We start from the raw sequence: 11627 nt of genomic DNA, 5'->3' as shown, positions 1-11627 counted from the left end.
GCAGGCAAGCGCGCTGGCCGCAGCAGTGCGGAAGTCAGTGATGTAGGCGATCGCCCTCGGAACCGGCGTTTCCGGATATGGCGGAGTCCTCGTATGAGGGCTCGACGAGCAGAATCTGATCGGCGTCATCGAAGAACAGCGCACGGGCTGCCGTCCAGGAGCCGGCCATCTTCGCTTCCGCTCGTTCTCGTAGAGCGGCGGGTGAGGCACCCAAGATTCACACCGTGCTTGTGTGGACGAAGCCCAGCGTGGTGAGACCTTCGGTGCGGCACAGATGGTCCGAGGCACCGCCAACTTCGGTCTGCAGGAGTTGGTAGGCCGCGCCGTGCGTCTGACCCCATTGCATGGCGGCACGCCACAAGTGCCGACCGAGACCGTGCCCACGAGCCTCAGGGCACACGGCGAAGTACTGGGGCAGCAGCTGGGCGACTCCCGTGGGATCGGGGCGGATCTCCAAGGGGCCGATGGCACCGACAACATGCCCCTCCATCACGGCGGCAAGGACCGGCCCGCATCCTTTGGCCTTCATCTGACCGTCGAGGAAGACGAAGCCGTCAGCCGCCATGGTCTGGGCGAAGGCGGTGAAGGTGCCGCGGATGTGGGCGGGCCAGTCGTCGAGTTGACGGACGGGGCCGACAGCGGCGGGACAGTGCCGCGCCGTGAAGTCCTGGAGCTGGATCCGGACGCCACGAGGATGCGGTGTCTCCGGGCCCATTGGCCGGACGATACGGGCAGAGGCTCCTCCGTGGACGGTACTGAGTTTGGCTGCGAGTTCGGCGGCCTGGTCCAGGATGTCGCCCCGGTGACCGTAGGCGAGGACCTTCACCGCTCCCCGGCCGCGGGTCAACAGAGTGGGGATGAGTGTGTGGTCGGGGTGGTGCACCACGTCATTGAGGAGAACGGCCTCCTGCTTCTCGGCGCTCCAGCGGCGATCCTTGTCGTACGGCAGGAAGTGGCGCTCAGTTGCGGCCGCAGCGAGGGTGGCTTCGAAGAGGTCCACAGTCAGGGCGTGCGGGTGGACAGGGCCGAGGGTGGGCACGACCGGTGCGGTGAGCGCGGGGCGGAGCCAGTCCCAGCGGAAGAGCATGCGGGCACCTTAGCGCTGTACGTGAGGGTGCTCCGGCCCGTCGGTGGACGGGCCGGAGCACATCGGTCGGGCCGCAATTAGTGGGGATTGTCGTCGCCAGCGTCGCAGGAGCACTCGGCGCTCTCGACGACGTCGTCCAAGTCCGCGACGAGCGTCACGGCGGCCGAGGCCACCGGGGGCGCCGCGCGGCGGGCGCTGCGGGGCGGTCCGGTCAGGATCTGTACCGGTACGGGTCCGGGCGTCATGGGCCCACCTTCTCTGTCTCCGTGTCTCCGTGTCTCCGTGCTGGCAGTAGCTGTGCAGCGGCGCCTTCGCCTCCTGGTAGTGCTTGGCCAGGGGGCGGCAGACCCGGCAGGTGCCGGACAGCGCGCAGCCCTCGCACCCTCCGGTGCGAAGCATCAGGCGGTCGGCGATCGTGCCGAGCCGTCGCAGTCCTTCGATGCCTTCGGCCATGAGGTCGATCTGGTCGTCGCGGCCGACCTTGCAGATCGAGACCTTGGCGTGTGGGTCGGCGTGGAAGAAGGTGTGGCCGGCGTTGCATCCGGCGAACGGTTTGCGCTGGCGCAGGTGGTCCGCGGACTGGGCGAGGAGCGGTTCGCCGCCGCCGTAGATCGTCGGGGTCATGTTGGTGTACGCGTGATGCTCTACACCCCACTCCCGTGCGAGCGCGGCCATCTCGTCGGCTTCGCTCGCGTTGTCCTCGGTGACCACGATGTTGATGCGCAGCGGCAGCCCGGCGGCGCGGGCGGCGTCCATGCCGCGCCGGAACGCCTTCCAGGCTCCGCGCCGCTGGGTGAGCGCGTCGAAGGACTCCTCGCTCGCGCCGTACATGCTGACGACGAGGCGATACGGCGGGCATTCCCGGAAGAGTTGGAGCAGGTCGGGGCGGAACAGTAGGGAGCCGTTGGTGGAGATCGTGAGCATCATTCCGGCGAGCCAGGCGTACCGGTAGGCGTTCTGAAAGTGCGGGTCCATGGTCGGTTCGCCGCCCGTGATCTGGAGCCAGATGACGCCGGCCTCGCGCATGAAATTCAGGAGCTTGACCTTGTTCTCCCAGGTGAGGCCGGAGAAGGGGCGTTCGCCGAGGTAGCAGTGCTTGCAGCCGAAATTGCATCCGAGGTTGATCTCCCAGGAGGCCCGGCAGTATCCGTACGCGGACGGCTCGCGAATCAGGACCGTGTCCGTCGTCGGGGCGCCGGCGACGTCGAGGCCCCAGACTTCGGCCGCTAGGTCGACCGTCCACTCGGGCAGGGGCTGCGCGCCTTCGGCGGCGTGGAGTTGCTCGTAGTGGGTGGCTGGGATGCGGGCGCCGGAACGCGCTCCGGGGCGCAGCAGAAGGTGGCCGTCGAGAAACGGGGCGGCGATGAGCTGGTGCATAGCGTGCCCCTCATGGTTCGAGTCGGCAGTGCAGGGAGCAGTCCGGGCATGCGCGGCCCGAGGCCGGGTCGGTACCGCTGCCGCCGCAGGTCGAGCAGATTTCAGCTCGCGTTGCGGACGGCGGGAGTTGGACGCGTCCGAACAGCAGTCGGTCGGGTGCGAGCGCGGCGTCCAGGTAGGCGTCGAGGCGAGCGGCGCCGGCGGACTGTGGCAGCGGATCGAGACCGAGCAGGAGGATCGCCTCGCCGGTGCAGGTGACCAGTTCGGTCCAGGGACGGCAGGTGGGTAGCCGCAGTCGGCGAGAGGCCCCGGGGATGTGCAGCAGCACGTGATCGCCGACGAGTTGCAGGCAAGGCTTCAGTTCCGGGATGACCTCACGTGCTCCGGTCAGGCCGCCGAGGCACGCGGACAGTCCCCGCATTCGGTCCTCGGCCGTCACGGCGGTGCCGCCGTCATTCAGGGCCGGGGTGCGCGTGATCAGAATGTGCGCGATCTCGCGGCCGTCCGGTCCGGCACCCGGCCAGGTCCAAGCGGCTAGCGACACCAGTAGGCGCAGTTCAGGGCCGGGTGGGGTGAGGGTGACGCTCATGATGTCGTCCCACCCGGGGCTTTGAAGCACGACCAGACGATCTTCCCGAACGGGGTGCGGTCCTCCACTCCCCAGCCGTCGGCAAGCGCGGTCACCAGGAGCAGCCCGCGCCCAGCGGGGTCCGTGTCGCAAGGCCGACGGGGGCGGGGTTGTAGGCGGCGGCTGTCGTGTACTTCCAGGCGTACGGCCTCCTCGTCGGCATCGAGTCTGACGAGAAAACCGTGGCCGGGGGCGGTCCCGTGGAGCATGGCGTTGGTGGCGAGTTCGGAGACGCAGAGTCGGACGTCTTCGCCTCGGTCCAGCAAACCCCAGCTGGTCAGGGCCTCGGTGGTGAAAGTCCGCGCCTCGCCGACCGATTCGGGCCGGGACTCGAAGAACCTCTGGATCGTCTTGGTCATCGCGATGGCCCTCATGACTCGGCATCCACGACGCGAGTGGTGCCGGAGTGCGGACGGTGGACGAGACCGCATCGAGAGGCGGTCGAGTGGGCGGGACGCGGGCGCCGGACCAACAGCAGCCGAGCACCGGCCGATTCGATCTGTCGCCCGCGTTCGGCTGCTATGGCCTTCGGGCCCAGGTGCGACATGGCGGGGGCGACGACGCCGTAGACGTCCGGCAGCGCCAGCACATCGAGGAGACCGCTGAACGCCGCTGACGCCGGTCCGGCAGAGTCGCGGTCGGTGAAGAGGCCCGACAACTGCAGCTCGTGGCTACGGCAGTACTCGACCAGCGAGGCGGCCAGCGCTTCCTGCCGTGCTCGGGTTACGTGTGCCAGCCGCAGGAAGCCGTAGACGACCGGGCCGCTGACCAGGAGATGTTCCGTAAGAGGTTCCATGGTTGGGACCCTCCAAAGGCTCGACACGTGGTGACGTTCCGAGCATGGCGTCGGACCAACTCGCCTGAAATCACCGCCTGTTCTACTTACGTACCACTTCCGTCCCGCCGTCTCGTCAGGTCTGCTTCGATGGCTGGTGGAAGGGAGCGACGCGTGGCGACCGTGCACCACTGGACCGGGCTTGAGGCCAAGGCGCTACGGCTCGCCCTGCGGCTGAGCGTGCGGGCCTTTGCCGAGCGTCTGGGCCTGGCGGTCGCGACCGTGTCCAAGTGGGAGAGCAAGCTCGCCGCTACCGAGCCGAGACCCGATACCCAGGCCATCCTCGACACCGCCCTCGGACGAGCGGACGCCGCGGTCCACCTGCGCTTCGAGACGCTCCTGTCGGAGATGGCCGACACCGTGCCGACAGTCGGCAGACGTATCGTCGCGTCCGGCCCCAGGGCGTGGGAGTACGAGTCCTGGGCTGACGACCTCGACCGTGTCGTGGTCGGCCTGTCCCGGCAGAACTTCGCCTTCGCCGACAGCCTTCTCACCCGGTGGCTGAGCCGGTTTAAAGCCCATGAGCTGGACGAGAAGGGCCTGTACCTCTTTGCCCGCTCCACCGCTCTGCTCGGCGACCTCAAACGCGACCAAGGCGTCGTCCTGGGCCCGCTCTCGGCCCAGCACTCCTACGCCGGTGCCCGTACGGTCTTCAGCCAGCTCGACATCCCGCGCCGCGTCGCCCAGCTCGATCTGTCGCTCGCGGTCGTCACCGAGATGTCCGGCAAGCTAAAAGTGGCCGCCCGTAACTACGAGACCCTCGCCGTCGACGACCGGCTCTCCCGCCGCGACCGGGCTCGTGCACGGCTGTGGGTGGGGACGGCGCTGAGCAAAGACGGCGAGCACGACTACGCGACCCGCGTCATGCAGGCAGCGACCCGCGAGTTCGAAGACCTCACGGAACCGGACGACTGGTCGGTGGCCCACCAGAAGCTCGCCCTGGCCCGCCGTGGTGCCGGCGACCTTTCCCAAGCCCTGCACTTCATCGACATCGCCCGAAGCAGCGGGACAACCGACTCACCCATGCAACGCGTACGACTGGACACCGCTCACGGCCACATCCTGCTCTCCGATACGGCGACCCAGGATGATGGAATCCTCGTCCTCGACCAGGCCGCCAAGGTGGCCGCGCAGTACGGACTCGTGCACCAACTGCGCAGCATCGAGGGCGTCAAGGCCATGAGTGAGGGGCCGACCGGGCCCCGGCAACGGTGACCAGGGAGAACGCGTGCGCAACGACCATCAGGGCATCACCGAGGACCAGTGGCACCAGGCCAAGCTGATCTGGGACTACCACCAGATGCAGCACGAGCTGCGGCCCGTCGACGTGGCGATCGGACTGGGAAGCCACGATCTAGGCGTCGCAACCCGCTCCGCCGAGCTGTACCTCGCCGGACTGTTCCAGACGCTGGTGTTCACCGGCGGCAACAGCCCCACCACCGCCAAGGTCTTCCCCTGCGGGGAGGCGATCCACTTCCGTGAGCACGCCATCGAGCTCGGTGTCCCCGCCGACGCCATCCTGCTGGAGCCCCACGCGGCCAACACCGGACAGAACATCACGCTCTCCCGTGAGGTCCTTGCCGCCTCCGGTATCCACCCGACGACGGTGCTGCTGGTCTCCAAGCCGTACATGGAACGGCGATCGTTCGCGACCGCCCGCCAACTGTGGCCCGACATCGAGTTCCTCTGTGCGTCGGAGCCGCTGGAGTTCGACGACTATCTGAAGAGCATCGGGGAAGAGAAGCTCGTTCTCGACATGCTCGCCGGCGACCTTCAGCGGGTCATCGAGTATCCGAAGCTCGGATTCGCCATCGAGCAGGAAGTCCCCGAGGACGTACATGCAGCGTACGAATCTCTCATTCGCTCCGGCTTCACCAGCCGCCTCATCTCCTCGTGAGCAGCCTGCTCCCGGCGGGCTGTGCGCGATCCACCAGCCCAATCTGTTCCCGAGGCTGACAACGCTGGCCAAGCTGTTCGCGGCGGACTACTGGATCGTCCTGGACGATGTGCAGTTCACCCGCCGCGACTACCAGCACCGAGCGCGCCTCGCCGCCATCGACGCACCAGACCGCCAGCAGTGGCTCTCCATCCCCACCCATCTCCCGAGCGGGCGATCCACCCTCATCCGAGACGCGCTGATCGACGACGCCGATCTCGCCCGCCGCAGGATCGCCGGAATACGCGGCAGAACTTCGGAGCCAGCCCGCGCTGGCCCTCTCTCGCCCAGGCCCTGGAACCGGTGTTGGACGCCTTCGCCACCGGGCGGACCGCGGTGATAGCAGAGACCTCCACCCGCGTGCTGCTCGACCTGCTCGGCTGGCGCGGCCGGATCCTCAGGAGCAGCCTCCTGTCAGCCAGACCGGGCCGCTCCCTACGGCTCGCCGACCTGGCCGCCGCGACGGGTGCTCGCGCGTACCTGTGCGGGACCGGCGGCTTGACGTATCTCGACCCCGACCCGTTCGCTGCCAGGAACATCGCCGTGGCTTCCTTCCGGCCCCCGACCACCGGCATCTGGTCGACCGCACGCCGGCTCAGTGCCCTGTGGGCACTGGCGTCGCTCGGCCCGGACACCCTGGCTTCCCGTCTCCGTGCCGTTGCCGACGACCATGCCGTACTCCGGGCCACCGCGCCTGAACTGCGGTCATCGGAAACGTCTGTCTGAGGTGACAGCAGTCCGGAGCCACGAAGGGCTGCCTCCTGCGACCGCTATCGCCGCGGGCGGCTTCCTCGGCCTGGAGCGGGAACCGGCGATAGCGGATGCTGCTGGGCCGAGGCTGTAGTGCTGGTCGCTGGCATCGACCGTGTCGAGCGGATGCGTGCGGCTTCGGCTCGACTGATACGTACGGGGTTTCGGCCGGTGTGCTGGATACGCGTGATCAAGACCCGCGCCGGACGGCGGGCGGTGTCGAGTTCGCGTTGCTCGGCGGCCTCCTTGAGGAGCTGGTGCGGTTTGTGGCCACCGGCCTCCGCCTCTGCGAGGACTGCTGCGAGAGCAGGCCAGTTCTCGTCAGTAAGGATGCGTTCGGCGTGGTCGGGGACGGCAGCGCGGACGTCGCGGGCCAGGGTGCGACGGGCCTGTTCGCTCGGCTGGCGGCGCTCCAGGTCGGCGAGCGCTGGAACAAGGGCATTGTCGGCGACGGCTTGGAGGTGGCGGAGGGTCTGGCCGGCTGCGTCGGCCTGGTGAGCGTGGTTCCTCGCCTCGTGCCAACGCTGAGCGAGGATCGTTGCCCAGATCATGGCGGCGAGGAGGCCGGAGAGCGCGCTGCCGTCCGGGCCGGTGGCGGAGTGGATGATGTCGCGGGCCGCGATGCGTACCGCGTCGCCAGCGCGGTCTTCGGCACGAATCCGGGAGCGTTGGGCACGGACGAACGCCTTTGACGCCGACCGCAGTTCGGCGCGTAGATCCTCGGGGGCGTGCTGGGCGGTGGACTCGATCAGTTCGCCGAGTGCGGCTATGTGGGCTTGGATTCGCGCGTCCTTGCCGGAGTCGTCGCCGTCGCCGGTCCCGTTGGTCAGCTCGGAGTGGAGCGTGTCGAGGACGTCGGTGGCTCGGTGCCAGGGGCTGCTGGGACGGTCTCGGCGGGCGGTGGGGTGTTCCTCTGGCGCGGTGGATTCCAGGCGGGCCTTGAGCTTGGGGAGGGTGAGGTCGGAGGCGATCTTCCCGCCGGGGTGGAAGATCTGTTCGCCGTCCTTGTTGAGGTCGCCGGGGTGGCCGACGGCGTAACCGAGGAGGTCTCCGGACGGTCCGCGGCGCGGCTTGACCGCGATGCCGTTGGCTTCGAGGTAGGCGAGGAGTTCCTCGGCGCTGCCGGCGTGGGGGATGGCGGCGCGGATGTGCTCCTGGAGCCAGTCGCGGCTGGTCTGCTCCCAGCCCAGGCGTTCGGCCTTGTGCATCTCGGCCTGAGTGGGGCGGCGCCCAGCGGTGCGGTCCCCCTTCTTGAGTTGGCGCAGGCCGTAGTCGGACTCGATCTGGCGGCAGGCGTTGCCGACGCGGATACCGCTGTCGTGGAGTTTGGGGCGGCGGCCGTCTTCGCGAACGGTGGTGGCGAGGATGTGGATGTGGTCGTCCGCGTGACGTACGGCGATCCATCGGCACCCCAGATCGTCTCCAGGTGGAGCGATACCCGCTGCCTCGACGATCCGCTGGGCGATGTCGGCCCACTCGACATCGGAGAGGTGCTGGTCCTCGGGGGCCGCGCGGACGGGGCAGTGCCAGACGTGGTCGGTGGCCGTCCTTCCGAACTCGCTGTTGCGGAGCCGGACAGGCTCGTCGAGGTGGCGGGCGAGCTGGGTGAGTGTGGCATCGGGGTTCCGGCCGGGGTCTGGCATTCCGAGCATGGCGAAGCCCGCGACGATGTGCGGGTCGAGATGTTCGTCCTGACGGCCGGGACCGTAGAGGTAGGCGAGCAGACCGCGGGTGTTGGTTCCGGCCGGCTTGATGGCGGCTATCACGCGGTCTCGTCCTTCCTGGGGGCGGCGGGTTCACGCAGTGCCTCGGCGATCAGTTCCAACAGGTGGTGCAGCTCGTCGAGACGGTCACGTACGTCGGGTGGGGTCAGGTCGCTGTTCAGGGCACGGGCAAACCGAAATCCGCGACGCCAACGCCCAGATCCTGGAGGACAACGCCCAGCGGCGAGCCGCTCTCGACGAGCTGGCGACGGTGCCGTGGAAGGGCGTCGGGAACCGGGCTCGTCGCAAGGCCATGAAGGCCGCGATCGACGAGATGCCGCCCTTCCGGCGCGTCACCGGACCGGCCACGCGCCTGCACGTCAAGGCCACCCTCCAGGCCGCCCTGAACGACGCGATCGGGCAGCAGATCATCACGTTCAATCCGGCCGCTCACGTCGAGATCGACCCCGTGCGCAAGCCGAAGGCGCTCGTGTGGACCGACGAGCGGGTCGCCAAGTGGGAGCAGACCGGCGAGAAGCCATCCCCAGTGATGGTCTGGACGCCTCAACAGACTGGCGCCTTCCTGGACTTCGTCGCCGAGAACCGGCTGTACGCGATGTGGCACCTGATCGTCTTTCGTGGCCTGCGTCGCGGCGAGGCGTGCGGGCAGCCGTGGTCGGAGACAAACCCCGACACCCACTCCCTCACCGTCTCCTCCCAACTCGTCCAGGACGGGTGGGAGATCGAGACATCCGACCCCAAGACGGACAGCGGCTATCGCGTGGTCGCGCTCGACGACGACACCGTCGACGTCCTGAAGCGGCACCGCGAGCGGCAGGACGCGGCCCGCAAGGAGTGGGGATCGGCCTGGGTCGACACCGGCCACGTCTTCACGCAGGAAGACGGCTCCTGGCTCCATCCCGGCAAGGTGACCGACCTCTTCGAGCGCCTCGTCGCCGCCTCCGGCCTCCCGCCGATCCGGCTACACGATCTGCGCCACGGCGCGGCCACCCTCATGCTCGCCGACGACATCGACATCAAGATCGTGTCGGACACCCTCGGGCACAGCGACACCCGGATCACGCGTGACATCTACCAGAGCGTGCTCCCCCACGTGGGCAAGAGCGCCGCCGAGGCGACCGCGAAGCTCGTACCGCTCCAGCGCAAGGCCGAGGCCGAGAAGGCCGCGCGCAAGGCTGCGAAGAAGGAAAAGGCCAGGAAGGCTGCGGCCAAGGAGACCGGCGCTGGCAAGGGCTGCAAGCCGAAGAAGGACCAGGCGAAAGCCCAAGCCAAGGCCGCCAAGAAGGCGAAGCGCCAGAAGCCCAAGAAGTAGGTCCCCGAGCGGCTCCGCTCACGCACCGCTCACGCAAGCAAAGTCACGGCACCTGGGCCGTGTGACGCCGCATGCCCCAAGCAACAGAAAACCCCAGGTCACGGGCAATGTGACCTGGGATTTGACTGAGCCGCCTTCGGGATTCGAACCCGAGACCTACGCATTACGAGTGCGTTGCTCTGGCCATCTGAGCTAAGGCGGCGCACGCGTCCCGCACCTATGGTGCGATCAGCAGCGACGCCAAGTCTACACAGTTTCCGGGGGTGCTCCGCACACCCCCGGCGGGCGGGCCCGCGGGGCCCGGTTCACCCCTGCGAGCAGCGCTTTCCGTCGTCCGGGGCCTTGCCCTCCAGCAGGTACTCGTTGATCGCCGAGTCCACGCACGCGCTGCCGCGGCCGTACGCCGTGTGTCCGTCCCCCTCATAAGTGAGGAGCTTGCCCGAGGAGAGCTGGTCGGCCAAGGCCTCGGCCCAGCGGTAGGGGGTGGCCGGGTCGCGGGTGGTGCCGACCACGACGATCGGGTCGGCGCCGTCCGCCTCGATGCGGTGCGGCTCGCCCGTCGCCTTCACCGGCCAGTACGCGCAGTTCAGCGAGGCCCAGGCCAGGCCCTCGCCGAAGACCGGGGAGGCCTCCTCGAAGTCCGGGAGCGCCTTCTTCACGTCGTCGGCCGTGCCGAAGGCCGGGGGCAGGTCCAGGCAGTTCACGGCGGCGTTGGCGAACATCAGGTTCGCGTACGAACCGTCGGCCCCCCGCTCGTAGTAGCTGTCCGAGAGGGCGAGCAGGCCCGCGCCGTCCTTGTCCTTCATCGCGGCGGACAGCGCCGTGCGCAGTTGGGGCCAGGCCCCCTCGTCGTACATCGCCGCGATCACGCCCGTCGTGGCGAGCGCCTCGCCGAGCTTGCGGCCGTCGGAGTCGCCGGCGGGGATCGGCGTGCGGTCCAGGTCGTCGAAGAAGGACTTCAGGCGCTTGCCCGCGTCCGCCTCGCTCTCCGTGCCGAGCGGGCAGCCCGTCTGGCTCACGCAGTCCTTCGCGAACGACTGAAACGCCGTCTCGAAGCCCGCCGTCTGGTCACGGTTCATGCGGCGCGCGGGCAGCGACGGGTCCATCGCGCCGTCCAGGACGAGCCGGCCGACGCGGTCGGGATAGAGCCCGGCGTAGGTCGCCCCGAGGAACGTGCCGTACGAGGCGCCCACGTAACTCAGCTTCTCGTCACCGAGCGCCGCGCGCAGGAGGTCCATGTCGCGGGCGGCCTCGACCGTGGAGACGTGCGGCAGCACCTCGCCCGAGCGCTTCTCGCAGCCGGTCGCGAACTTTTTGAAGGAGTCCGACAGTTCGGCGGTCTCGCGCTCGTCGTCCGGCGTGATGTCCGTCTGCGTGTACGCGTCCATCTGCTTGCCGTCCAGGCAGGTGACGGGCTCGCTGCGGGCCACGCCGCGCGGGTCGACCGCCGCCATGTCGTACCGGGCGCGGACCTCCTCGGGGTAACCGAGTGCCGCGTACGACTGGAGGTAGCCGATCGCCGAGCCGCCGGGGCCGCCCGGGTTGACCAGGAGCGAGCCCAGGCGCTTGCCCGGGCCCGTGGCCTTCTTGCGGGAGACGGCGAGCTTGATCTCCTCGCCGTCCGGGTCGTCGTAATCCAGCGGTGCCTTCATCGTCGAGCACTCGAAGCCCGGGACGCCGCACTCGCGCCAGTTCAGCTTCTGCTCGTAGAACGGGGAGAGCTGCTGCGGGGTGGCGCGCGGCAGCGCGGCCATGGACGCGTCCGCCGTCGAGCTCCCGGCCGAGCATCCGACGCCGGAAATGAGCAGTCCGGCGGCCAGGAACACGGTCGCGGGGGTGCGGAGTCCTCTGATGCGCATCACGTGAGCGTAACGCCCCGTATTGAATCAGTGACGCAAGGTGCTCTTACGGGTTACTCCGTCAACCCCAGCCCACTCCCCCCAGCCACGCACCCCACCCCGACCACTGCCCCACCGCT

10 protein-coding genes, 1 tRNA gene and 3 pseudogenes are annotated in these 11627 nt (G+C 68.8%); 5 read left to right on the top strand and 9 right to left on the bottom strand.

Annotated elements, in window-relative coordinates; genetic code table 11:
* Positions 1 to 217: 217 nt before the first annotated feature.
* The 5 genes and pseudogenes from QBL25_RS22930 to QBL25_RS22910 form a co-directional block, all read right to left on the bottom strand.
* Positions 218 to 1087 carry a GNAT family N-acetyltransferase gene (locus QBL25_RS22930; protein WP_409058887.1) on the bottom strand — a complete coding sequence of 290 codons (870 nt, stop codon included), beginning with the start codon at positions 1085 to 1087 and terminating at the stop codon, positions 218 to 220.
* Between the two features lie 267 nt (positions 1088 to 1354).
* Positions 1355 to 2464: pseudogene (locus QBL25_RS22925) on the bottom strand (radical SAM protein); the annotation flags it as partial.
* 10 nt (positions 2465 to 2474) lie between these two features.
* Positions 2475 to 3053, bottom strand: coding sequence for a hypothetical protein (locus QBL25_RS22920; RefSeq protein ID WP_409058886.1), 579 nt, complete (start codon positions 3051 to 3053; stop codon positions 2475 to 2477).
* The gene (locus QBL25_RS22915; RefSeq protein WP_409062741.1) at positions 3050 to 3451 is read right to left on the bottom strand and encodes an ATP-binding protein; all 402 of its coding nucleotides are present in this window, start codon (positions 3449 to 3451) and stop codon (positions 3050 to 3052) included. Before QBL25_RS22915 ends, QBL25_RS22920 begins: the two co-directional genes overlap by 4 nt.
* An 11-nt stretch (positions 3452 to 3462) precedes the next feature.
* Positions 3463 to 3888, bottom strand: coding sequence for a hypothetical protein (locus QBL25_RS22910; RefSeq protein WP_409058885.1), 426 nt, complete (start codon positions 3886 to 3888; stop codon positions 3463 to 3465).
* Positions 3889 to 4041: 153 nt separating this feature from the next.
* On the opposite strand from QBL25_RS22910, the gene QBL25_RS22905 reads away from it, so the two are divergent.
* The 4 genes from QBL25_RS22905 to QBL25_RS22890 are packed head-to-tail and all read left to right on the top strand — an operon-like array spanning position 4042 to position 6589.
* Positions 4042 to 5142: a helix-turn-helix domain-containing protein gene (locus QBL25_RS22905; protein WP_409058884.1), complete on the top strand. Its 1101-nt coding sequence runs from the start codon at positions 4042 to 4044 to the stop codon at positions 5140 to 5142.
* Between the two features lie 13 nt (positions 5143 to 5155).
* Positions 5156 to 5824, top strand: a complete 669-nt coding sequence (locus QBL25_RS22900) for a YdcF family protein (protein WP_409058883.1) — start codon at positions 5156 to 5158, stop codon at positions 5822 to 5824.
* Positions 5766 to 6203, top strand: a complete 438-nt coding sequence (locus QBL25_RS22895; RefSeq protein ID WP_409058882.1) for a WbqC family protein — start codon at positions 5766 to 5768, stop codon at positions 6201 to 6203. Before QBL25_RS22900 ends, QBL25_RS22895 begins: the two co-directional genes overlap by 59 nt.
* The gene (locus tag QBL25_RS22890) at positions 6158 to 6589 is read left to right on the top strand and encodes a WbqC family protein (protein WP_409062740.1); all 432 of its coding nucleotides are present in this window, start codon (positions 6158 to 6160) and stop codon (positions 6587 to 6589) included. The genes QBL25_RS22895 and QBL25_RS22890 overlap by 46 nt, the downstream gene beginning before the upstream one ends.
* Positions 6590 to 6633: 44 nt before the next feature.
* Here QBL25_RS22890 and QBL25_RS22885 read toward each other — a convergent pair whose 3' ends face one another.
* Complete coding sequence (locus QBL25_RS22885; protein ID WP_409058881.1) at positions 6634 to 8379, bottom strand: relaxase/mobilization nuclease domain-containing protein; 1746 nt, start codon at positions 8377 to 8379, stop codon at positions 6634 to 6636.
* Positions 8376 to 8513, bottom strand: a pseudogene (locus tag QBL25_RS22880) (plasmid mobilization relaxosome protein MobC); the annotation flags it as partial. The pseudogene QBL25_RS22880 and the gene QBL25_RS22885, both read right to left, overlap by 4 nt.
* Between QBL25_RS22880 and QBL25_RS22875 the strand changes: the two are divergent.
* Positions 8510 to 9649, top strand: a pseudogene (locus QBL25_RS22875) (tyrosine-type recombinase/integrase); the annotation flags it as partial. The pseudogenes QBL25_RS22880 and QBL25_RS22875 sit on opposite strands and share 4 nt — an antisense overlap.
* Before the next feature lie 128 nt (positions 9650 to 9777).
* Here the strand turns inward: QBL25_RS22875 and QBL25_RS22870 are convergent.
* Positions 9778 to 9851: transfer RNA gene (locus QBL25_RS22870), tRNA-Thr, on the bottom strand.
* A 103-nt stretch (positions 9852 to 9954) separates the two neighbouring features.
* Entirely contained in the window at positions 9955 to 11508 is a 1554-nt protein-coding gene (locus tag QBL25_RS22865) for an alpha/beta hydrolase (protein WP_409058880.1), read from the bottom strand.
* Positions 11509 to 11627: the final 119 nt, after the last annotated feature.

Origin of the sequence: Streptomyces sp. SYP-A7185 (assembly GCF_046103685.1) — a bacterium.
In the GTDB taxonomy this organism is placed as follows: Bacteria; Actinomycetota; Actinomycetes; order Streptomycetales; family Streptomycetaceae; genus Streptomyces.
This window is presented reverse-complemented; position numbering and strand designations above follow the sequence as displayed.